Genomic DNA, 21,740 nt, shown 5'->3' with positions numbered 1-21,740 from the left:
GTCCCCTGCACGACCGCCACCACGGCGAGGGCGACGGCGAACGCCAGCCAGGTGCGGGAGCTGAGGCAGGCTCGGTCGGTCACGGGCTGTTCCTCCGCGGAGCGGCTCGCGGGCGGCCGGGGGCACGGGCCGGACGCGGACCGGGTCGCGCCGGGCGGGAGCCCGCCCGGCGCGACCGCGGGTCACCGGTCGATCAGACCTGGTCGGCGGCCTGGCGACGGCGGTAGGCGACGGTGCCCGCGGCGACCGCACCGGCGGCGGCCAACGCACCCACGCCGATGGCGGCCTGCTGCTCGATGCCGCTGGTGGCGCCGGCGCCGGTGTCGGCACCGCCAGCGGGCATCTGGCCCATCTGCGAGGCGTTCAGCACGCCACAGGCGGCCGGCGCGGTGGCCTCGAGCGGCAGCGACGGGTCGAGCGAGCTCTGACCGGCCTCGGCGTCGTACTCACCGTTGCCGTTGACGTCGATACCGTGCACGACCAGCACCGCGGTACCGGCCGCGAAGGACTCCTGCGTGGCCTGGTCGATGCTGAAGGTGCGCTCGTAGGTGTAGCTGTCGCCCTCGGGAGTCGGGAAGCGGTCGACGGCCAGGCCGCTGTCCGCGCCGGTGTCGCCCTCGGTGGTCAGCGAAGCACCGATCATCCCGTAGAACGGCTGACCGTCCGCGGTGGTGATGATGCCATCGCCGTCCGAGTCGGCGGACGCGGGCGGGCAGACCCCTGCGCACCGATGTGGAAGTGCTGGGCGTGCGGCGAGCCGGCGAGGACGCCGCTCGCCTCGACCGTGACAGTGGCCTGGTCACCCTCGAGCGTCACCATGCCCGTGCCCGAGACGCCGGAGTCGTTCAGGGCGCCCAGGGTCGTCTGGTAGCTGCCGTCATGGGCGGCTGATGCAGCGCTCATGGTGAGCAGCGGGAACGCCGCGGCCGCGATCGCAACGGCGGGGACTGCGAGGGTCTTGCGCATGGAAACTCCCTTGTCTGGGCGCCACCGTCCGAGAGGACGGAAGCATCGAAGGCGGCCGAGACCGGCTCCGGAATGAAGGAGAGGCACGTTGTTGCACCAACGCCCATCGAGGCATCGCCCCGGATGTGGCGAGCGGGTCCCCCGGCTGCGAACACGCAGCGCCGGTCCCGCGCCTCCGTCTGACGCTTGACCACATGCCCGCGTCGGCTTGGCCGACAAACCGCTCGCAATCAGATTGCGCTTTACGGTCTCGTGACGGCCTTTACGACCCCGGAGCGCTCCGCCATGCCACCCAGCCGCCGTCCTCGCTCATCGCATGTACCGACTTCCGGGCGGAGAGCCTCTCCTCTTCGAGGACGTCGGGCGTGATGCTCCCCGCCAGGAAGGCCGTCAGGAGGCTCACCGTCACCGACCGTGTCGGAGCGAAGAGCACGCGGGGCAGCCGCCGGTCGAACTGCTCCCCGTAGTGCTCCTCCAGGCCACGGTCTCAAGAGCGCGACGTGCAGGCCCATCGCCACGGTGACCAGCACCGCGAACGCGGTGATCGTCGGGTCGTTCAGCGGCTGGGAACAGGTGATCAACGCGACCCCTGTCGCTGCAACGGTTGCTCTACTCGTGCGAGAGGCGGGTCAGCCTGACCGGCCGACCCGCCTCTGACCTGCGGTTCCACTGTCGGGCTGACAGGATTTGAACCTGCGACCCCTGACCCCCAGTCAGGTGCGCTACCAAGCTGCGCTACAGCCCGCGTGCCGTACGCCTGCCGGGCTGACCCGGGCCGCGTGTCGACCGCCCGAGCAGGTTACCGCACCGACCGGCGCCCTCCGGCGCCCCCTCGGGCCCGCCGCCACCAGCGCACGCAAAGGCGATGACAGCGGACGGCGCTCGTCGCTAGCGTGCGGCCGCACGGGGGTTCCACCGCGTAGTCGAGCGCGGCACCAGCAAGTGCCGGAGGTCTCCGTCATGGGCAGGTCGTTCGCGTCCCGGGTCAGCCACCGACGACTCAAGTGGGTCATCCTCGCCTTCTGGCTGGTCCTGGCAGCTGTGTCGGCACCGCTCACCGGCGGGCTGACCGACCAGCAGGACAACGACATCGCCTCGTGGCTGCCGGGCGATGCGGAATCGACTGTCGCGCTCGAGCGCCAGATCGCGCTGGGCTCGGACCCCGACGTCGTCCCCGCCGTCATCGTCTACGAGCGCGAGGGCGGGCTCACCGCCGCCGATCAGGAAGCGGTCGGCGAGGACGCCCGTGCCCTCGCCGGGCTGGAAGCGCTCGACGGCACCGTCGTGGGGCCGATCCCGTCCGAGGACGGTCAGGCGGCCCAGCTCGTCGTGCCGATCAACCCCGGCTCGGGCGGCTGGGAGGCGATCGCCCCGATCGTCGACGACATCCGGGCGGAGGTCTCGGACGGTCCCGACGGGCTGGCCGGCTACGTGACCGGTCCGGCGGGCCAGGCAGCCGACTCGTCGGAGGCCTTCGCCGGGCTCGACACCACGCTGCTCTTCGCCGCGCTGGGTGTCGTCATCCTCATCCTGCTGCTGACCTACCGCAGCCCGGTCCTGTGGATCCTGCCCATCTTCTCGGCGGTCATCGCACTGTTCTGCTCGCAGGCCGTCGTCTACCTCCTCGCCCGCTACGCCGACCTGACGGTGAACGCCCAGAGCGCCAGCATCCTCACCGTGCTGGTGATCGGTGCCGGCACCGACTACGCGCTCCTGCTCGTCGCCCGCTACCGGGAGGAGCTGCGGCTGCATGCCGACCGCCATGAGGCGATGCCCGAGGCCGTCCACCGCGCGGGGCCGGCCGTGCTGGCCAGCGGTGGCACGGTGATCCTCGGGATGCTGTGCCTCGTCGCGGCGGACATGAACTCCACCCGCGGCCTCGGCCCCGTGGCGGCCATCGGTGTCGGAGTAGCGCTCGTGGTGCTGCTGACCCTGCTGCCGGCGCTGCTGGTCATCTGCGGGCGTTGGGTGTTCTGGCCGGTCCGCCCGGCCCTCGGCAGCCCGGAGCCCAGCGCGACCGGCATCTGGGCCCGCGTCGGGACGCTGATCACACCGCGACCCCGGGCCGTGTGGCTGGTGACCTGCGCGCTGCTGCTCGCGGCCTCGTCCGGCATGTTCGGCCTCAACGCCAAGGGCCTGACCGCGGCGGACTCGTTCCGCGGAACCCCCGAGTCCATCCGGGGCGACGCAGTGGCGACGGAGCACTTCCCCGGGGCCGCGGGCAACCCCTCCACGTGCTGACGGGTGCGGACACGGCCGACGAGGTGGCCGCTGCCGTGGCCGCCGTCGACGGGATCGCGTCGGTCGCCGACCCGCGGGTCACCGGCGCGGACGCGCTGGTCGAGGCGGAGCTCGCGGACCCTGCTGACAGCCAGGCCGCCTACGACACCGTTCGTACCCTGCGCGCGGAACTCGACGACGTGGGAGACGGCGCGGCCCTGGTCGGCGGCAACACCGCCATCAACCTCGACGTCCAGACCGCCTCGCAGCGGGACAACGTGGTGATCATCCCGCTGATCATGCTCGTGGTGCTGGCCGTTCTCGCGGTCCTGCTCCGAGCTATCGTGGCGCCGCTCATCCTGATCGGGACCGTGGTGCTGTCCTACGGCGCGGCACTGGGGCTCAGCGCGCTGATCTTCGACTGGGCGGTCGGTGTCGAGACGACCGACAGCGCGTTCCCGCTGTTCGTCTTCGTGTTCCTCGTCGCCCTGGGCATCGACTACAACATCTTCCTGATGACCCGGGTGCGGGAGGAGGCGTTCGACCACGGCACCCGGCGCGCCGCCCTGGTCGGGCTGGCGGCGACCGGCGGCGTCATCACGTCGGCCGGACTGGTGCTCGCCGCGACCTTCGCGGTGCTCGCCACCCTGCCGCTGACGTTCACCACGCAGCTCGGGATCGCGGTCGCGCTCGGGGTGCTGCTCGACACGATCGTGGTGCGGTCCGTGCTGGTCACGGCGCTGAACCTCGACGTCGGTCGGCACATGTGGTGGCCGAGCGCCCTGGCGCGCCGCGCGGACGAACCGGAGGCGGCGTACCGCGACGGCGGCGCCGTCGCCCGGGTCCCCGAGCCACGCAGCGACCAGGACGCCGCCCAGGACGTCCGCCCCGGCCAGTGACGGCGGCCCGGCTCAGCCCTTGGGCCGGTCGCTCCCCGGCCCTCGCGGACCTTCACCGAGACCTCGATCGGCGTGCCCTCGAAGCCCCAGCGCTCGCGCAGCTTGCGCTCGAGGAACCGGCGGTAGCCGGCCTCGAGGAAGCCGGTGGAGAAGACCACGAAGCGCGGCGGCCGCACGTCGGCCTGCGTGACGTACTTGATCTTCGGAGCCCGGCCACCGCGCGCCGGCGGCGGGGTCTCCTGGACCAGGGCCCGCACGAAGGTGTTGAGCTCCGCCGTCGGCACCCGGGACTCCCACGACGCCAGTGCCGCGCGCAGGTGGTCGGCCAGCTTGTTGACCCCGCGGCCGGTGCTGGCGGAGATGTTGACCCGCGTCGCCCAGCGCACCCGTGCCAGCTCCCGCTCGACCTCTTTCTCCAGCTGGAAGTGCCGGTCCTCGTCGAGGGTGTCCCACTTGTTGATCGCGATGACCAGCGCGCGCCCGGCGTCGACGACCTGGCTGATCACCCGCTGGTCCTGCTCGCTGATGACCTCGTCGGCGGCCAGCAGCACGACGGCGACCTCGGCGGCCTGGATGGCGGCCTCGGTGCGGAGGCTGGCGTAGTACTCCATGCCGCTGGCGGTGTTGACCTTGCGGCGCAGACCGGCCGTGTCGACGAACCGCCACTCCTCGCCGCCGAGGGTGACCATGGAGTCGACCGGGTCGACCGTCGTCCCCGCGACGGAGTCGACGACCGAACGCTCCTCCTTGGCCAGCCGGTTGATCAGGCTGGACTTGCCCACATTGGGCCGGCCGACGAGGGCCACCCGGCGCGGGCCGCCCTCGTGCTCCTGCTCGCGCGGCGCGGTCGGCATCGCCTCGAGCACGAGGTCGAGCAGGTCGCCGCTGGAGCGGCCGTGCAGCGCGCTGACCGGCTGCGGCTCCCCATGCCCAGCGACCACAGCTCCGCGGCATTGGCCTCGCTGCGCTCGTCGTCGACCTTGTTGGCCACCAGGATCACCGGCCGGTCGCTGCGCCGCAGGATGCGGGCGGCGGCGAGGTCGGTGTCGGTGGCGCCGACCTGGCTGTCGACGACGAAGACGATGACGTCCGCCGTCTTCATCGCGTACTCCGCCTGACGGCTGATGGCGGCGCCGAGCCCGGCGGCCCTGGGGTCCCAGCCGCCGGTGTCGACGACGGTGAACCGCTTGCCGTTCCACAGCGCCTCGTAGCTGATCCGGTCGCGGGTGACACCCGGGACGTCCTGGACGACGGCGGCCCGGCGGCCGAGGAACCGGTTGACCAGCGTGGACTTCCCGACGTTGGGCCGCCCGACGATCGCGACGACGGGCAGCGGCCCACCCTGCTCCTCGCTCATGCCCGCTCCCCTGCCCCGACGGCCGACGCCGCGAGCTCCACGATCCGGTCGACGACGCCCCGCTGGTCCAGTTCCGTGCTGTCCACGACGATCGCGTCCTCCGCGGGGCGCAGCGGGCTGTCCGCGCGCCGGCTGTCGTACTCGTCCCTGCGCCGCAGGTCCGCCGCGAGGGCGGCGATCTTGTCCGGATCGGTGACGCCGAGCTGTCCCGCCCGGCGCTTCGCGCGAACCTCCGGCGCAGCGGTCAGGTAGATCTTCAGCGTCGCCTCGGGGAGCACCACCGTGCCGATGTCACGCCCTTCGACCACCACCGCCCCGGCCTCGGCGACAAGGTCGCGCTGTCGCGCCACCAGCAGTCTCCGGACGGCCGGGACGGCGGACACCGGCGACACCGCGCGGGTCACCTCGGCCCCCGGATGCGCTCCCGCACGTCCTCGCCGTCGACGGTCACCAGCTCGCGCCGTGCGTTCGTCCCGACACGGATCGCCGCCTCGGAGACGGCGCGGGCGACCGCCACCTTGTCGTCGAGGCTCACCCCGGCGTCGAGCACGGCGACGGTGGCGGCGCGGTACATGGCCCCGGTGTCCAGGTAGGCCGCCCCCAGCCTGCGTGCGACGTCGCGGGCGACGCTCGACTTGCCGGTGCCCGACGGGCCGTCGAGGGTGATCTGCCCCCGGAACCCGCCGCTCACCGGGCTGTCACCCAGCCCGGTGCCGGCCGCTCGCTGGCGCTCGCTCACTGGGCTATCACCCAGCCCAGTGCCGGCCGCTCGCTGGCGCTCGCTCACTGGGCTGTCACCCAGCCCAGTGCCGGCCGCTCGCTGGCGCTCGCTCACTGGGCTATGTCCTTGCGGAGGGCCACCGCGCCGCGCAGGTACACGTGCTGGATCTCCGAGCGCGGCTTCGTCGTCTCCACGTGGGCCATCAGGCGGAGCACCCGCGGCAGGGCGTGGGCGACGTCGATCTCGGAGGCGCACATCAACGGCACGTCACCGAAGCCGAGCTCGCGCGCGGCCAGGGCGGGGAACTCCGACACGAGGTCGGGTGTGGCCGTGAACAGGATGCTGATCACGTCGTCGCGGTCGAGGTGATTGCGCTCCATCACCGTGCTGACCAGCTCGCGGGTGGCCTCGAGCACCTGCTCCCGGTCGTCGGCGTCGACCTGGGTCGCACCCCGGATGGCTCGGACGGCCATGCACTTCTCCTCGATCGATTGCAGCACCCGGATCGCCGGGGCCTCGTCGAGTCTAGGGAGCGTGCGCCACCGCCCTCCCCGTGCGGGTCAGACCGTATGACCCGACGGTTCCGTGAGGAGCGGTTGCGGGTCGGGGCCCCACTCACACAGATTCGTGGGTTGCCGGACAGAGAGCCCCTGCCCGGCCTATCCGACATGTGTGGGGAGGCCCCGATGGGTGCAGAGCGTACGAGCGTTGGGCTGGATGTGCATGCACGATCGGTTTCCGCGGCGGCGATTGACGGTGTCACCGGCGAGTTGATCAAGCAGCGGCTGGTGCCTGATCCGCGCGTGGTCCTAGATTGGGTGCACGATCTGCCGGCGCCGGCGGCGGTGACCTACGAGGCCGGGCCGACCGGCTTCGGGCTGGCCCGGGCACTGGCAGCTGCCGGGATCCGCTGCGAGGTGGCCGCGCCGTCGAAGATCAACCGCCCGCCCGGGGATCGGATCAAGACCGACGCCCGGGACGCGGTGCTGCTGGCCAGGCTGCTGCGCCTGGACGACATCGTCGCCGTCCGGGTGCCCACCGTGGCCCAGGAATCGGCCCGGGATCTGGTTCGGGCCCGCGAGGACGCCCGCGGTGACCTGATGAGGGTGCGGCATCGGCTCTCCAAGCTGCTACTGCGGCACGGCCACGTCTACTCCGGCGGCGCGGCCTGGACCGGCAAGCACGAGCAGTGGCTACGGCAGATCCGCTTCGACGGGCGGGGGCGGGCGGGCACCCAGGCCGCCTACGCCGCCGACCTGGAAGCACTGACGCTGACGGTGGCCCGCCGTGATCGGCTGGACGAGCAGATCACCGCGCTGGCCGCCGACAGCGAGTTCACCCCGGTGACCTGGCGGTTGTGCTGCCTGCGCGGCATCTCCACCCTGACCGGCTTCTCCCTGGCCGTGGAGATCGGCGACTGGTCGCGGTTCACCGGCGCCAGCATCGGCGCCTACCTCGGCCTGATCCCCTCCGAACATTCCTCGGGCAACTCCCGACGCCAGGGCGCGATCACCAAGACCGGCAACAGCCACGTCCGACGGCTGCTGGTCGAAGCCGCCTGGCACCACCAGCCCGCCTACCGGATCGGGCCGACCATGCGCGCCCGCTGGGACCAGGCAACTCCGGCTGCCCGGGTTCGCGGGCACGCCGGCAATCAGCGTCTGCACGATCGCTGGGTCCAGCTGAGCAGCCGCAATAAGAAGCACACCGTGGCCTGCGTCGCGATTGCCCGCGAACTGGCCGGCTGGTGCTGGTCGCTGGCCACTCTTCCCGACGCCTGACCGGCTCGCTCCCGCCCGGGCCACCCTGCTGGCGCCGTCCTCGCCGTGGTCAAGGCCATGCCCTCCGGGTGGCCTCCGGCCAGCCTTGACCCCGGCTGCGGGCGACACCGAACAGCAACCCGGGGCGCGAGCAAGCCGAGGGAGCCGCCACCCCATCACAGACCTGGCTCGAGCACCGGGCAGCAACGGAAGCAGCGCGAGGGGCCCGACCGGCGGAAGGACTGTGAGCCACCACGTCGACCCGACACAGGCACGACGTCGTGACGCTCGACCTCAGACACGCCGAGGCGCCCCAGCCGAACGCCGTACTGCGGTATCCAACCCGCGCATATCAGTCTCGACCGCGCGTCGCACGACACGCCAACTCCGTCGATGCCTCGCACGAGCCAGCACAGAAGAGGCGCCGCCAGAGCAGCCAGCCCTGGCGGCGCCTCGACCTGCCACTTGACAGACCGACCTCACATATCAGTCCTGCAGTCGCCGGCCGCTGACGACGTCGAACAGGTCCGGCTGGCCCGGGAATCCGACATCTGCCTGGCGGTGCTCGGCGACCGCGCCGGCCTGTCCGGACGCAGCACCTCGGGTGATGGGTGTGACGCCGACGACCTGCGGCTGCCGGGCGCCCAGGCCGAGCTGCTCGAGGCCCCGCTGGGGAGCGGAACGCCGGTGGTCGTGGTGCTGCTGACCGGCCGGCGCTACGCACTGGGCGACGTGGTCGACCGGGCCGCGGCGAGCGTGCAGCCTTCTTTCCCGGCGAGGAGGTCGCCGGCGCGGTCGCGGACGTGCTCAACGGGCGGGTGCACCCGTCCGGGCGCCTGCCCATGCAGGTGCCGAGCCGCCCCGGCGGACAACCCGCCACGGCCTACAGACCGACGAGCTCCTGGAGCGTGCCGAGCTCCTCCTTGGAGAGCTTGCGGATCGACCCCGACCGCATCCGCTGCAGCTGGATGGGGCCGACGGCCGTGCGGGTGAGCCGGGAGACCGGCAGCCCGACGTGCGCCAGCAGCCGCCGGACGATGTGCTTGCGGCCCTCGTGGAGGACGACCTCGACGACCGACTGCCCGGCATGGGTGTCGACGACGCGGAAGGAGTCGACCTTCACCGGTCCGTCGTCCAGCTCGACGCCCGAGCGCAGCCTGCGTGCCAGGTCGCGGGGCACCGAGCCCGACACCTGGGCGAGGTAGGTCTTGGACACCTCGTAGGAGGGGTGGGCCAGGCGGTGGGCCAGTTCTCCGTCGGTGGTGAGGAGCAGCAGGCCCTCGGTGTCCTGGTCGAGCCGGCCGACGTGGACCAGGCCCTTGGCCAGGTCACCGACCATGTCGCCGATGGTGGGGCGGTTGCGGTCGTCGCTCATCGCGGTGATGACGCCCGTGGGCTTGTTCATGGCGTAGGTGACGCGGTCCTCGCGGATCTCGATCCGTACGCCGTCCACGGCGATCTTGTCCTTGGCGGGGTCCACCCGCATGCCCTGGACCTGCACGACGGCGCCGTTCACGCTGATCCGGCCCGACTCGATCATGTCCTCGCACACCCGCCGCGAGCCGACGCCGGCCCGCGCGAGCACCTTCTGCAGCCGCTCGCCCTCACGGTCCTCGTCCGGCTCGGCGGAAGGCCGGTCCCCGGGGTGGACAGGAGCAAGCTCCATGTCCTCCGACCAGCCCGCGCCGGCGTCGGTGGTGGTCTCGTCGTTCGGTGTCGCTGAATTCATCGCCACCCAGTCTTCCACCCCGCCCGACCCACCTCTGCCATCCCACCGCCGGTCACGCCCGCCCGGAGCACCGAAGGTGAGCAAGATCGCCGTGCCGACGGCATGGGAGTGCCGGGACGACGCGGCGGACTAGCGTCGGGCCATGGCGGGCGCAGGAGGTGGACAGCTCCTCGACCTGTCCACCGGCATCACGACCGTCGTCTCCGAGCACGGGCACCGGGACGGTTCACCGGCCGTGCTCCTCCTGCACGGGTGGGCCGGTTCACGCCGGTCGTTCGCGGCGCTGCTGCCCCTGCTGCCACAGCGAGTGCGCGCCGTGACCGTCGACCTGCGCGGCCACGGGGACGCCGACAAGCCGACGACCGGATACGACCTGCCGACGCTCGCCGCGGACGTCATCGCCGTCCTCGATGCCCTCGGCATGCCCGAAGCAGTCCTGGTCGGCGCGTCCAGCGGTGGCTACGTCGCTCAGCAGGTCGCCGTCACCGCACCGGACAGGGTCGCCGGCCTGGTCCTCGCCGGCGCCCCACGCGACCTCCGGGGTCTCCCACCGTTCGCCGACGAACTCGCCGGCATCAGCGACCCCGTGGACCCTGCCTGGGCGCGGACCTTCACGGCCGGGTTCACCGACCTGGACCGGCTGCCCGCCTGGTACGTGGACCTCATGGTCGAGGACGCGCTCCGTCTCCCTGCCTCTGTCTGGATGGCGTCCTTCGACGGCCTGAACAGGTCCCGGCCACCCACCGACGGCGGAATGATCACCGCGCCCACGCTCGTGGTCAGCGGCGCCCGGGACGCACTGCTCGCCCGGGACCAGACGGCCGCGATGGTCGAGGCGATCCCCGGCGCGGAGTGGATCGAGTATGCCGACACCGGTCACCTGGTGCTGGAGGAGCAGCCAGCGCAGCTTGCCGCCGACGTGGTGTCCTTCCTGGCCGAGCTCGCCGGCGACGGCCGGTCCTGAGTCAACTGTCGGGGTGCTCGTCGAGCATCGCCGCGGTCTCCGGCAGGAACGGCGCCAGCTCGGGCAGGTCCGCCAGGCTCTCGAGCCCGAGCCGTTCCAGGAACAGCGGCGTGGTGGCGTAGAGACCGCCCCCGCTGTCGGGATCGCTGCCGACCTCGTGCACCAGGCCGCGGGTGAGCAGCGTGCGCATGACGCCGTCCACGCCGACGCCGCGGATGGCCGACACCCGCGCCCGCGTGACCGGCTGGCGGTAGGCGATCACGGCGAGGGTCTCCAGCGCAGCCTGGGTCAGGCGGCTGCGCTGCCCGTCGACCAGGTACCGCTCCACGACGGGGGCGTGCTCCTCCCGGGTGTAGAGCCGCCAGCCCTCGCCCACCCGCCGAAGCACCAGCCCGGAGCGGCGCCGATCGTAGTCGTCGGCCAGGGCGACCAGCCCGTCGCGCGCCTGCTCGACGGGGCAGCGCAGCGCGGCCGCGAGCGTCACCACGTCGACCGGGTCGTCCATCACGAACAGCAGGGCCTCGAGGCTTCCGTGGAGTTCCGCCGGGTCGAGCAGCTCCAGCTGGTCCTCGGCCTGCTCGCCCGGCTCCGGCTCCCCACCGGGACGTCGGGCGGCGTGGAGTCCTGCGGCGGCTCGGACTCGGTCGGTTCGTCCGGCTCCGGCGGCACCGGAGCCGGTTCCGGCGTCTCCACCGGCTGCTCGGCGACCCGTACGGCCAGTTCGGCCGCCACGGCGTCCCAGGCCTTCGGGTCATCCTCACCCCGGTGCTGCGCCAGCTCACGGGTGGCGGCCAGCTCGGCAGCGAGCGCCTCCCACGAGATCGGTGCCGGATCCTCCGCCTTCGGGATCTGCTCGCTCACGTGTACTCCTCGTCCAGGTCCGTCCTCGCGTCCTCTGGTTCCTCGACCACGCCGTCGACGTCGACGCCGTCCGCCGGGCCGGCCCCACCGGTCCATCGCACGTGCAGCTCCCCAGGGGCGTCAGCTGCTCGAACACGACCCGCTGCTGCCGGTAGAGCTCGAGCAGCGCCAGGAACCGGGCGACCACCTCGAGGGTGTGCCCGCAGTCGGCGGTGAGGGCGCGGAAGGTCGACGTCCCGGAGCGGACCAGGTGGTTGCGGACGGCGAGCAGCTGTTCGGAGACGCTGACCGGCGGGGCATGCAGGTGCGAGACGCTCACCACCTCCGGGGCCTTGGGCGCCAGCACCCGGGCGGCCATCGCCGCGAACTGCTGAGGGCTGAGGTCGAGCACCACCTCGGGCACGAGGTCGGCGAACCGCGGCTCGAGCGCGGCCGACCGGGCATGGCGGTGCGCGGCGCCGGCCTCCCGTTCCCGCAGGAACCGGGCGGCCTGCTTGTAGGCCTTGTACTGCAGCAGGCGGGCGAAGAGCAGGTCCCGCGCCTCGAGCAGCTCCAGGTCGTCCTCGTCGTCGACGTCGGCGGCCGGGAGGAGACGGGCCGCCTTGAGGTCGAGCAGCGTGGAGGCCACGACGAGGAACTCGCTGGCCTGATCCAGGTCGAGCTGGTCCCCCAGAGCCCGCAGGTGGGCGATGAACTCGTCGGTGACCGTCGACAGGGCGATCTCGGTGACGTCGAGCTTGTGCTTGCCGATCAGCTGCAGCAGCAGATCGAACGGGCCCTCGAAGTTGGTGAGCTTGACGGTGAAGCGCGTCGGCGCGGCACCGGGGACCGTGTCGGTCCCGCTGCCGCGCCGTCGTCACTGCTCACGGACGCCGAGCCTAGGCGGCGCGCGTGCAGGGGCCCGCCGCGAGCGTGCGAGCGGTGGGGGGCACGGGGGTCCTTACCCTCTCAGGCGCCGGACCAGGACCGACTCGTCGCCCCGCTCGCCGAGATCGGCCAGCAGGACCGAGATCGCCTCGCGGACGATCCGGCCGCGGTCGGCGGCCAGTCCGTGCTGGCCGCGCAGGGTCAGCCGGGCGGTCTCCAGGGCGAGCAGCTCGTCCGCGGAGATGTAGACGGTGATCTTCTCGTCGTGCTTGGTGCGGTCGGCCCGGCGGACCGGCCGGCCGCGGGTGGGGACGTGCGGCTGCAGGGTCGGCACCGGCTGGGGCGTGCCCCGGAAACCGGCCAGCTCGTCGCCCTGGGCCGCACCACCCGGGACCAGCGTGAGCGGCATGCTCGGCGAGGTCTCACCCGCCTCGTCCCGGCGACCGGTCGAGGCCCCGCGCAGGGCCGGCGAGCTGGTTGTGGAGCTGAGGCTGGGCAGCTCGGTCACCTCGGGGGTCGAGGCGGTGGAGTCGGTGCGCCGGAACAGTTCCGACGCCCCGGGCAGGACGGGCCTACGGGTCACGACCCCTCCTCGCTGACGCTCGTCGGCATCGTGCCCCCGAGTGCTGTGTCCATGGGTGATCTCGCGAGCTCGATCACAGTGAGAGCACCTCCTTCGCGAGGTCGCGGTACGCCGAGGCGCCCGAGGACGTGGGCGCCCACGTGGTGATCGGCTGGCCGGCGACCGTGGTCTCCGGGAACCGCACGGTGCGCTGGATGACGGTCTGGAACACCACGTCGTCGAATGCCTCGACGACCCGGCTGAAGACCTCGCGGCAGTGCACGGTCCGCGAGTCGTACATCGTCGCCAGGATCCCGGAGATCTCCAGCGACGGGTTCAGCCGCTCCTTGACCTTGTCGATCGTGTCGACGAGCAGGGCCACGCCGCGGAGGGAGAAGAACTCGCACTCCAGCGGGATGATGACGCCCTGGGCGGCGGTGAGCGCGTTGACCGTGAGCAGGCCGAGCGAGGGCTGGCAGTCGATCAGGATGTAGTCGTAGTCGTTGCGCACGTCGGCGAGCACACGCAGCAGGGTCTGCTCACGGGCCACCTCGCTGACCAGCTGCACCTCGGCCGCGGACAGGTCGATGTTGCTCGGGACCAGGTCCAGCCCGGGGATGTCGGTCGGCACGCGGACGTCGGCCAGCGTGGTCTTCCGCTCCATCAGCGCGTTGTAGATCGTCCGGTCCATGTTCTGGGCCGGGATGCCCAGCCCGACCGACAGCGCGCCCTGCGGGTCCAGGTCGATGAGCAGCACGCGCCGCCCGAACTCGGTCAGCGCAGCACCCAGGTTGATGGTGGACGTCGTCTTGCCGACGCCCCCTTCTGGTTGCACATCGCGATGATGCGGGCGGGCCCGTGCTCCGTGAGGGCTTGGGCTCCGGCAGGGGCGCTGCCGTGCCTTCGCCGGGTCCTGACGGGAGATCGCCCCCATCTCGGGGCCGCTGTCGTGCGGCCGCGCGACGGCAGAGGCCGCGTCCGCTCGGGTAGCCATGGGTCTTGTTGCCTCCACCTCGTGCCCGATCCCGGTCGTTCCGGGTGCGGTCAGCCGTCCTGGCCGCTCGGGTGATGGAGACGCTACGAAGGGTGGCGGAGGTTCCCAAGCAGGCACGCCGGACCACTTGTCGACATGGCGATTACTGACTACACCTGTGACTCATCAAGCCGAAGTGGCGCCAGAACATGCCAAGAGCGCGACCGCCGTGGTGTCAGGTCAGTGCGCGTGGATGGCTGGTGGCGTAGACCTCGCGCAGGCGGTCGACGGTCACCAGCGTGTACACCTGCGTGGTCGTCACCGAGGCGTGGCCGAGCAGTTCCTGGACCACGCGCACGTCGGCGCCGCCGTCGAGCAGGTGCGTGGCGAACGAGTGCCGCAGCGTGTGCGGCGACACGGTCGCGGGATCGAGGCCGGCACGCTCCGCGGCCGAGCGCAGGATGGCCCAGGCGCTCTGCCGGGACAGCGGACCGCCCCGCACGTTGAGGAAGAGCGTGCCGCCGCGCACGCCGCCGCGGCTGCTCGCGGCCAGGGCCGGGCGCGCCCGCACCAGGTACTCCTCCACGGCGCGGACGGCGTAGCTGCCGACGGGGACGACGCGCTCCTTGCCGCCCTTGCCCGCGAGCCGCACCGCCGCCTGGCCGCGGTCGAGGTCGTCGACGGCCAGCCCGACCGCCTCGGAGATGCGGGCGCCGGTGCCGTACAGCAGCTCCATCAGCGCGCGGTCGCGGAGACCCCGGGGGCCCTCGAGGGAGCCCGCCGCCTCGATGAGGGCGACGACGGACTCCACCGGGAGCGCCTTGGGCAGGCGCCGGGCGGGCGTCGGTGGCCGCACCTCGTGGGCGACGTCGTCGGGCACCAGCCCGTCGAGCAGCGCGAACCGGTGCAGGCCCCGGACGGCGACGACCGCGCGGGCCGCCGACGTCGCCGACAGGGGCGGGTGGTCGTCGTCGCCCTCGCGCAGGGCCGCCAGGAAGCCGGAGACGTCGGATCCGGCCACCTCGCCCAGGCCCCGCACGCCGGCGTCGGCGAGGTACCCGGTGTACCGGCGCAGGTCGCGGCGGTAGGAGGCGATGGTGTTGGCGGCCAGCCCGCGCTCGACGGTGAGGTGGTCCAGGTAGCCGGAGACCACGCGCTCGATCGTGGGCCCGGCGGCGGCGCCGGTGGCCGGGTCGGTGGTGAGCGTCAGGGCAGGACCTCCTGGAGCGGCACGGCGGCCATGCCGTGCGCCTCCGCGACCTCCGGCAGCACCACCTCGCCCGCCACGACGTTGACGCCGTGCGCCAGGGCGGGGTGGGCGCGGACCGCGGCCCCGGTGCCCTCGTCGGCGAGCGCCATCACGTAGGGCAGGGTCACGTTGGTCAGGGCGTGGGTCGAGGTGTTCGGAACCGCCCCCGGCATGTTGGCGACGCAGTAGAAGACCGACTCGTGCACCCGGTACGTCGGGTCGTCGTGCGTCGTCGGCCGGGTGTCCTCGAAACAGCCACCCTGGTCGACGGCGATGTCCACGAGCACGCTGCCCGGCTTCATCCGCGACACCAGGTCGTTGCTGATGAGCGTGGGCGCCTTCGCCCCGGGGACGAGTACCGCACCGATCACCAGGTCGGCGTCGAGCACCGCCCGCTCGAGCTCGTAGGCGTTGGACGCGACGGTCTGCAGATGACCGCGGTAGATGCGGTCCGCGGCGCGCAACTTCTCCATGTCCCGGTCCAGGACGACGACCTCGGCCTGCATGCCCAGAGCGATCGCCGCCGCGTTCATGCCGGAGACCCCGGCGCCGATGACGACGACCTTGGCCGCGTACACGCCGGAGACCCCGCCGAGCAGGACGCCACGACCGCCGTGGGCCCGCTCGAGGCTGTGCGCGCCCACCTGGGGCGCCATCCGCCCGGCGACCTCCGACATGGGGGCCAGCAGGGGCAGCGCCCCGTCGGCCGTCTGCACCGTCTCGTAGGCGATCGCCGTCGTGCCCGAGGCGACCAGCGCGTCGGTGCACTCCCGCGACGCCGCGAGGTGCAGGTAGGTGAAGAGCGTCTGATCGGCGCGCAGCCGGCCGTACTCCTCGGCGATCGGCTCCTTGACCTTGAGCAGCAGGTCGGCGTCGGCCCAGACGTCGTCCGCGGCGTCGCGGATCTCCGCCCCGGCGGCGACGTAGTCGGAATCCGGGATCGACGACCCCTCCCCGCGCCCCGCTCGACGAGCACCTCGTGCCCGCCGCGGACGAGTTCCGTCACACCGGCGGGGGTGAGCGCCACCCGGTACTCGCGGTTCTTGACCTCTCGGGGAACCCCGACCCGCATATCCGACTCCCTGCTCGTGGCGGGCCGGACCCCCGAGGGTGACGGAGCGCCGTCCCGCGGCGTGGGCGACCCGGTCGGGGCGCGCCTCGGCCGGAGTCTAGGCACGCGGACTGCCTGACCCGAGTACTGCGCAGGTGTCCGGCCGCCGCGATCGACTGGTCGCGCCCGTCGCCGGGACCGCGAGTGGGCAGTTCTGGTCGCTGCGCTCGGGGTGTCCGGCCGTGTCGCCGACCGCGACTGCGCACTCGGCCGCCACCCCGGAGGATGCCGCGATGCAGCTCTACGCCTCGTCCCCGGTGCAGCGCACGCGGCAGCTGGCCGCGGACCTCGGCCTGCTGGCCTGGTTCGTGCTGTGGGTGCTGATCGCGCGCGTGGTGCACGGCGCGGTCCTCGTGCTCGCCGAGCCCGGTCTGGCGGTCGAGGACCTGGGCAGGTCCGTCGCCGGGAACATGGGGTCGGCGGCGGGCGTCGCCGAGGACGTCCCCTGGTCGGCGACGAGCTGTCGGCTCCCTTCGAGGCGCTGTCCGACGCGGGCGGATCGGTCTCGGGTGCCGGTCAGGCCGCGCAGGACGCCGTGGGCACCCTGGCGACGGTCCTGGCCGTCGTCCTGGTGGTGCTGCCGGTCGGCTGGCTGCTGGCGCGCTGGCTGCCGTGGCGGCTGCGCTGGGCGCGCGATGCGGGCGCGGCCCGGGCGCTGCTCCACGGCACGCCCGATCTGCACGTGCTGGCCGCCCGGGCGCTCGCGACGGCACCGCTCCCCGGCTCGCCGCCCTCCCCGCGGGTACCGGCGCGGCCTGGCAGGCCGGCGACCCGGCCGCGGTGCGCGCCCTGGCGGGGTGGAACTCGAGCGGCTCGGCCTGCGGCTGCCGCCCGGGGACCCGCTGCGCGCGGGTTGAGTCAGGTGTGGCCGGCGCACCGGACGTTCAGCCGCGCCGTGGCGCGGCTGAACGTCCGGCGCAGCGGCCGACCCTCGACCCTCAGGCCGAGTCGGCCGGGCGCAGACACGGGGATCCGGCGCGGACCTGCGCCGCCGCCAGCACCCCCGCCACCGCCGACGAGTTGCGGATGTCGCCGTCGAACACGCGCTGCACGGCGTCGGCGAGCGGAACCCGCTCCACGGTCATGTCCAGCTCCTCGTGCTCCACGACGAAGCCCTCGGGCCGGACCGCGTCGGTGAGTTCCTCGGCGAGGTAGACCAGCACCTGCTCGTCGCAGAACCCCGGCGAGTTGTAGACCTGCGTCAGCAGCGACCAGCGGCCGGCGCGGAGGAGCACCTCCTCGGCCAGCTCCCGCTTGGCCGTCTCCAGCGGCGGCTCGCCGTCGGCGTCCCGCAGCCCGGCCGGGAGCTCCCAGAGGTACCGGCCGACCGGATGGCGGTACTGGCGCAGCAGGACGACGCGGTCCTCGTCGTCGAGGGCCACGACCGCCACCGCCCCGGGGTGGGACACGACCTCCCGGACGCTGTCGCCGCCGCCGGGCATCGCCACCGTGTCCCGGCGCAGCGAGATGACCCGCCCTCGTAGAGGGCCTCGCTGACGAGCACCCGGTACTCGTGCGCCGCGCCGTCCCCGCGCCGTCCGCCATCAGATGCCGACCTTCTCGCCCTCGTCGAAGGTCACCGGGAGTCGGGACGCCTCCTGGAAGTCGATCGCCGCCTGGACGAACGCCGCGAACAGCGGGTGCGGGCGCGTCGGGCGGCTCTTGAGCTCGGGGTGCGCCTGGGTGCCCACGTAGAACGGGTGGGCCTCGCGGGGCAGCTCGGCGAACTCCACCAGCAGGCCGTCGGGCGAGGTGCCGGAGAAGACCAGGCCGGCCTCGGTGAGCCGGTCGCGGTAGGCGTTGGCGACCTCGTAGCGATGCCGGTGCCGCTCGGTGATCTCGGTCGACCCGTAGGCGGCCGCGGCCACCGAGCCCTTCTGCAGCGTCGCCGGGTAGCTGCCCAGGCGCATCGTGCCGCCCAGCCCCCGCTCGCCGGCGATGACGTCCACCTGGCTGGCCATGGTGGCGATGACGGCGTCGGGGGTGTCGGCGTCGAACTCCGCCGAGTTGGCCTTCTCCAGACCCGCCACGTCCCGGGCGTACTCGATGACCATGCACTGCAGGCCCAGGCACAGGCCCAGGGTCGGGATGCCGTTCACCCGGGTGTACTGCAGCGCGCCGAGCTTGCCCTCGATGCCCCGGACGCCGAACCCGCCGGGGACGCAGACGCCGTCGACCCCGGCCAGCGCCTTCTCGGCCCGCTCGGGGGTGTCGCAGTCGTCCGACGGCACCCAGCGGATCTGCACCCGGCTGCGGTGCGCGAACCCGCCGGCGCGCAGCGCCTCGGTGACCGAGAGGTAGGCGTCGGGGAGGTCGATGTATTTGCCGACCAGGGCGATCGTGACCGTCTCCTTGGGCGCGTGCACCCGGTCGAGCAGGTCACCCCAGACGGTCCAGTCGACGTCCCGGAACGGCAGGCCGAGCCGGCGGACGACGTAGGCGTCCAGGCCCTCCCGGTGCAGGACCTTGGGGATGTCGTAGATGGACGGCGCGTCGGCGCAGGAGATGACGCCCTCGGCGTCGACGTCGCACATCAGGCTGATCTTGCGCTTGAGGCCGGTCGGGATCTCCCGGTCGGAGCGGCAGACCAGCGCGTCGGGCTGGATGCCGATGCTGCGCAGCGCGGCCACGGAGTGCTGCGTCGGCTTGGTCTTCAGCTCACCGGACGGCGCGATGTAGGGCACCAGCGAGATGTGCAGGAAGAAGCAGTTGTCCCGGCCGATCTCGTGCCGCACCTGGCGCGCGGCCTCGAGGAAGGGCAGCGACTCGATGTCGCCGACGGTGCCGCCGATCTCGGTGATGACGACGTCGACCCGCTCGGGGCCCTCGCCACCGGCCATGATCCGCGACTTGATCTCGTTGGTGATGTGCGGGATGACCTGCACGGTGTCACCGAGGTACTCGCCGCGTCGCTCCTTGGCGATCACCTCGGAGTACACCTGCCCGGTGGTGACGTTGGCCCGGCCGTGCAGGTCGATGTCGAGGAAGCGCTCGTAGTGACCGACGTCGAGATCGGTCTCGGCGCCGTCCTCGGTGACGAAGACCTCGCCGTGCTGGAACGGGTTCATCGTCCCGGGATCGACGTTGAGGTAGGGGTCCAGCTTCTGCATCGTGACCCGGAGGCCGCGGCTGGAGAGCAGGGCGCCCAGCGAACTCGCTGTCAGCCCCTTGCCGAGTGAGGACACAACGCCGCCGGTGACGAAGACGTACTTCGTCGGCTGGGAGTTGTGCAGAAGGCCACGTGATGACAGGGATTCAGGCGTTCCCGACGATCGATCCACGGGAGACGACCGTAACACGGTCTGCCCCTCCGCCGGGCCGGAGTGGGGAGCGCCACCCGACGACTCCCCGACGTGGTGTCCTGCCAGCCTCGCCCGGCGGCCAGCCACACCAGCAGCGGCACGAGCAGCACGGCCGCCGTCGCCGGGAGCGCGACTCCGGAGTCGTTGACCGCGGCCCCCAGCGTCAGGCTCAGGGCGCTCGCCAGCAACCCGGCACGGAGGACGACGGCGTCGGCCGCCGGCAGTCCGGCCCCGCCCCGCAGCAGCCCGCCCGGACGCAGCAGCCAGACGGCGGCGACGAGCGCGACCGGCAGCACCCACGCCAGGGGCTGCCCAGCAGGATGTCGATGTTCGCCGACGCCTTGCGGCTGACCACGGTCCAGGCCTCGCCGGTGAGCACCTGCTCGACGAACCGGCCCAGGTGGCTGCGCTGATCGGGTGGGCCGGCCCAGTCCAGCACCGCGACGGTGCTGACCGCCAGGACCGCGACGAGCAGGATCGCCGCGAAGCGCAGCAGGGTCACCCGGACGTGGGTCAGGAGCATCGCGAGGAGCAGGAAGCCGGGCATCGCCGACAGCACGCCGCCGAAGTCCCGGCCCAGCGACGGCGCCCCGATGACGGCGACGGTGAGCAGCCCGATCACGATCACGGTGGCGCCGGTGACCGCACGCGCCCGCCCGGGCCCGGCCCGGCGACCGGCGGCGGCCGCGACGGCGGCGGTGACCAGCAGGGCGGTCACCGAGAGCAGGCCGAAGCTGAGATTGCCGTACCCGGTGAACCGGCCGGCCACGATGGCGTCGTACCCGAGCAACCCGTTGAGCTCGAGCGGAGAACCGGTGAGCACGTCGAGCAGCAGGGTGGCCAGCGTGACCGAGAGGACCACCAGCGGCGGGCCGACGCGGTGCCGCCGCCAGGGCCCGGCGAGCGCCAGCGCCACGACCACGACATCGGCGGCCACGACGGCTGCGACGAGGGCGGGCACGGGCGACCCGGAACGTTCCCAGGGGAACAGCCCGGCGAGATAGGTGGCCGCGGGCACTGCGGCGGCGACCAGGGCCAGGAGCCGCAGCAGACCGCGCGCGCGGGGCCCCGGCGCCGCGGGTGCGGGCCGCCGCTGCCAGCCTCCGAGCAGGACGATTCCGACCGCGACGACGAGCGCGGACACGAACACCACGATCCAGAAGAAGTTGCCTACGTTCCGGTGGTGCACCGTCGCGGCCGTGTTCATGTCCCGCAGCTCCTGCACCGCGGCCTCCAGCGCCGGGCGGTCCCCTCGGCCCGCAGGGGCTGCCCGTTCATCGACGACGGCCGGTCGAGACCCAGGGCGCGCAGCACGGTCGGGGCGACGTCGATCAGCTGCCCGTACGGTGCCCGCCCGGTGCTCGCCGAGGTCAGCCACCCGGTGCCGAAACCGGGTCCCGCGGCCATGCCGACGTGCAGTTGCGGCCGCCCGTCGTTGACCTCGGAGATGCCGGCGAGCAGCAGCAGCGTCTCCCCGGCAGCATCGCCGTCGCAGCGCGCAGCTGCCCGATCGTGTCGTCGATCCGGCGCAGCGCGGCCGCACGCGGCTCCGGATCGGTGCCGTCGTCGGTCTTCTCGACCCCGGGCCTCCCGGCGTCGGTCAGGTGGTCCAGGGAGACCAGGGTGAGCGGGCAGCCACCGAGCACCTCCGCCAGCTCGCCCGGGTCCGACGGCAGCCCGTCGACCCGGTCGAGCTCCACGCCGGGGGCGGCGACCGCCAGGGTCGCCGCGCGGCCGGAGACCGACGCGCAGCCCACCGCCTGCCCGAGCGCCCCGGGCTCCGCGCCGAACCGGCGGGTGCCCGCGTCGTCGGCCGTCCGCTGCAGGGTGGCGAGCGGGTCCTCCAGGGCGGAGCGGGCCGTCTGCTCCTGCAGCCCGCAGTAGGACAGCGAGGTGTAGAGCTGCTCCGGAGCCGGCTCGCCGTCGGCGCCCGGGGGCTGCGGCGTTCCCTCGTCCCCGGGCAGCGGGACCGTCGGGAGCGGCACCGGAGGCAGCCCGTCGTCCGGGCCGGGGACCCGGGCCCGGTTGCCCGCGCCCAGCGTCGCCCAGCCGTCGAGCACGCAGGTCGTGCCGCGGGCGGCGCGCACGGAGAGCGCGCCGATCGTGGCGTCACCGGCGAGCGCCCACAACGCGGGCGTGCCCACGGGGTCGACGTCCCCCAGGTCAGGCCCGGCACCCCGACGACCACGACGGAGTCAG

At 73.0% G+C, this 21,740-nt stretch carries 21 protein-coding genes, 1 tRNA gene and 4 pseudogenes; 6 read left to right on the top strand and 20 right to left on the bottom strand.

What is annotated here, in order from left to right:
- Positions 1-193: 193 nt before the first annotated feature.
- The 3 genes from U6N30_RS13470 to U6N30_RS13460 form a co-directional block, all read right to left on the bottom strand.
- Positions 194-643: a hypothetical protein gene (locus U6N30_RS13470; RefSeq protein ID WP_324277663.1), complete on the bottom strand. Its 450-nt coding sequence runs from the start codon at positions 641-643 to the stop codon at positions 194-196.
- On the bottom strand, positions 640-966 hold the full coding sequence (locus U6N30_RS13465) for a hypothetical protein (protein ID WP_324277662.1): 327 nt from the start codon (positions 964-966) through the stop codon (positions 640-642). Before U6N30_RS13465 ends, U6N30_RS13470 begins: the two co-directional genes overlap by 4 nt.
- 672 nt (positions 967-1,638) lie before the next feature.
- A tRNA-Pro gene (locus tag U6N30_RS13460) sits at positions 1,639-1,711 on the bottom strand.
- A 215-nt stretch (positions 1,712-1,926) separates the two neighbouring features.
- On the opposite strand from U6N30_RS13460, the gene U6N30_RS13455 reads away from it, so the two are divergent.
- Both U6N30_RS13455 and U6N30_RS13450 read left to right on the top strand, forming a co-directional pair.
- Positions 1,927-3,207 (top strand): MMPL family transporter, encoded by a 1,281-nt coding sequence (locus tag U6N30_RS13455; RefSeq protein ID WP_324277661.1) that lies wholly within the window; start codon positions 1,927-1,929, stop codon positions 3,205-3,207.
- Positions 3,201-4,085 (top strand): MMPL family transporter, encoded by an 885-nt coding sequence (locus tag U6N30_RS13450; protein WP_324277660.1) that lies wholly within the window; start codon positions 3,201-3,203, stop codon positions 4,083-4,085. The genes U6N30_RS13455 and U6N30_RS13450 overlap by 7 nt, the downstream gene beginning before the upstream one ends.
- Before the next feature lie 110 nt (positions 4,086-4,195).
- On the opposite strand, the pseudogene U6N30_RS13445 reads toward U6N30_RS13450, so the two are convergent.
- The 4 genes and pseudogenes from U6N30_RS13445 to aroH all read right to left on the bottom strand — a co-directional run.
- Positions 4,196-4,966, bottom strand: a pseudogene (locus U6N30_RS13445) (GTP-binding protein); the annotation flags it as partial.
- The gene (locus tag U6N30_RS13440) at positions 4,849-5,442 is read right to left on the bottom strand and encodes a GTPase (RefSeq protein ID WP_324277659.1); all 594 of its coding nucleotides are present in this window, start codon (positions 5,440-5,442) and stop codon (positions 4,849-4,851) included. The gene U6N30_RS13440 and the pseudogene U6N30_RS13445, both read right to left, overlap by 118 nt.
- Positions 5,439-6,133: pseudogene (gene cmk, locus U6N30_RS13435) on the bottom strand ((d)CMP kinase). The gene U6N30_RS13440 and the pseudogene cmk overlap by 4 nt, the downstream one beginning before the upstream one ends.
- A 140-nt stretch (positions 6,134-6,273) precedes the next feature.
- Positions 6,274-6,636: a chorismate mutase gene (gene aroH / locus U6N30_RS13430; RefSeq protein WP_324277658.1), complete on the bottom strand. Its 363-nt coding sequence runs from the start codon at positions 6,634-6,636 to the stop codon at positions 6,274-6,276.
- 96 nt (positions 6,637-6,732) lie between these two features.
- Here aroH and U6N30_RS13425 point away from each other — a divergent pair, with 96 nt between their 5' ends.
- Both U6N30_RS13425 and U6N30_RS13420 read left to right on the top strand, forming a co-directional pair.
- Positions 6,733-7,944: an IS110 family RNA-guided transposase gene (locus U6N30_RS13425; protein ID WP_324277657.1), complete on the top strand. Its 1,212-nt coding sequence runs from the start codon at positions 6,733-6,735 to the stop codon at positions 7,942-7,944.
- A gap of 372 nt (positions 7,945-8,316) precedes the next feature.
- Positions 8,317-8,750 (top strand): annotated as a pseudogene (locus U6N30_RS13420) (glycoside hydrolase family 3 protein); the annotation flags it as partial.
- A 56-nt stretch (positions 8,751-8,806) separates the two neighbouring features.
- Here the strand turns inward: U6N30_RS13420 and U6N30_RS13415 are convergent.
- Positions 8,807-9,670 carry a pseudouridine synthase gene (locus tag U6N30_RS13415; RefSeq protein ID WP_479690600.1) on the bottom strand — a complete coding sequence of 288 codons (864 nt, stop codon included), beginning with the start codon at positions 9,668-9,670 and terminating at the stop codon, positions 8,807-8,809.
- 124 nt (positions 9,671-9,794) lie between these two features.
- On the opposite strand from U6N30_RS13415, the gene U6N30_RS13410 reads away from it, so the two are divergent.
- Complete coding sequence (locus tag U6N30_RS13410) at positions 9,795-10,616, top strand: alpha/beta fold hydrolase (RefSeq protein WP_324277656.1); 822 nt, start codon at positions 9,795-9,797, stop codon at positions 10,614-10,616.
- A gap of 1 nt (position 10,617) precedes the next feature.
- On the opposite strand, the gene scpB is transcribed toward U6N30_RS13410, so the two are convergent.
- The 7 genes and pseudogenes from scpB to ald form a co-directional block, all read right to left on the bottom strand.
- Entirely contained in the window at positions 10,618-11,121 is a 504-nt protein-coding gene (gene scpB / locus U6N30_RS13405; protein ID WP_324277655.1) for an SMC-Scp complex subunit ScpB, read from the bottom strand.
- Positions 11,121-11,477 carry a hypothetical protein gene (locus U6N30_RS13400; protein WP_324277654.1) on the bottom strand — a complete coding sequence of 119 codons (357 nt, stop codon included), beginning with the start codon at positions 11,475-11,477 and terminating at the stop codon, positions 11,121-11,123. Before U6N30_RS13400 ends, scpB begins: the two co-directional genes overlap by 1 nt.
- Positions 11,395-12,192, bottom strand: a complete 798-nt coding sequence (locus U6N30_RS13395) for a segregation and condensation protein A (protein WP_324278289.1) — start codon at positions 12,190-12,192, stop codon at positions 11,395-11,397. The genes U6N30_RS13400 and U6N30_RS13395 overlap by 83 nt, the downstream gene beginning before the upstream one ends.
- A gap of 225 nt (positions 12,193-12,417) precedes the next feature.
- Positions 12,418-12,927, bottom strand: a complete 510-nt coding sequence (locus tag U6N30_RS13390; RefSeq protein ID WP_324277653.1) for a hypothetical protein — start codon at positions 12,925-12,927, stop codon at positions 12,418-12,420.
- A gap of 73 nt (positions 12,928-13,000) precedes the next feature.
- Positions 13,001-13,741, bottom strand: a complete 741-nt coding sequence (locus U6N30_RS13385; protein ID WP_324277652.1) for a ParA family protein — start codon at positions 13,739-13,741, stop codon at positions 13,001-13,003.
- Between the two features lie 373 nt (positions 13,742-14,114).
- Positions 14,115-15,032 (bottom strand): site-specific tyrosine recombinase XerD, encoded by a 918-nt coding sequence (locus U6N30_RS13380; protein WP_324277651.1) that lies wholly within the window; start codon positions 15,030-15,032, stop codon positions 14,115-14,117.
- 53 nt (positions 15,033-15,085) lie between these two features.
- A pseudogene (ald, locus tag U6N30_RS13375) lies at positions 15,086-16,200 on the bottom strand (alanine dehydrogenase).
- Positions 16,201-16,472: 272 nt separating this feature from the next.
- Here ald and U6N30_RS13370 point away from each other — a divergent pair.
- Complete coding sequence (locus tag U6N30_RS13370; protein WP_324277650.1) at positions 16,473-17,096, top strand: hypothetical protein; 624 nt, start codon at positions 16,473-16,475, stop codon at positions 17,094-17,096.
- Positions 17,097-17,177: 81 nt separating this feature from the next.
- Here U6N30_RS13370 and U6N30_RS13365 read toward each other — a convergent pair whose 3' ends face one another.
- The 5 genes from U6N30_RS13365 to U6N30_RS13345 form a co-directional block, all read right to left on the bottom strand.
- Complete coding sequence (locus tag U6N30_RS13365) at positions 17,178-17,681, bottom strand: NUDIX hydrolase (RefSeq protein WP_324278288.1); 504 nt, start codon at positions 17,679-17,681, stop codon at positions 17,178-17,180.
- A gap of 102 nt (positions 17,682-17,783) precedes the next feature.
- A complete protein-coding gene (locus U6N30_RS13360; protein WP_324277649.1) occupies positions 17,784-19,520 on the bottom strand; it encodes a CTP synthase in 1,737 nt (578 codons plus the stop codon).
- Positions 19,521-19,710: 190 nt separating this feature from the next.
- A complete protein-coding gene (locus U6N30_RS13355) occupies positions 19,711-20,766 on the bottom strand; it encodes a hypothetical protein (protein ID WP_324277648.1) in 1,056 nt (351 codons plus the stop codon).
- Positions 20,745-20,948, bottom strand: a complete 204-nt coding sequence (locus tag U6N30_RS13350) for a hypothetical protein (protein ID WP_324277647.1) — start codon at positions 20,946-20,948, stop codon at positions 20,745-20,747. Before U6N30_RS13350 ends, U6N30_RS13355 begins: the two co-directional genes overlap by 22 nt.
- The gene (locus U6N30_RS13345; protein ID WP_324277646.1) at positions 20,912-21,685 is read right to left on the bottom strand and encodes a hypothetical protein; all 774 of its coding nucleotides are present in this window, start codon (positions 21,683-21,685) and stop codon (positions 20,912-20,914) included. The genes U6N30_RS13350 and U6N30_RS13345 overlap by 37 nt, the downstream gene beginning before the upstream one ends.
- Positions 21,686-21,740: the final 55 nt, after the last annotated feature.

Origin of the sequence: Blastococcus brunescens, from assembly GCF_035320885.1 — a bacterium.
GTDB lineage: Bacteria > Actinomycetota > Actinomycetes > Mycobacteriales > Geodermatophilaceae > Blastococcus_B > Blastococcus_B brunescens.
This window is presented reverse-complemented; position numbering and strand designations above follow the sequence as displayed.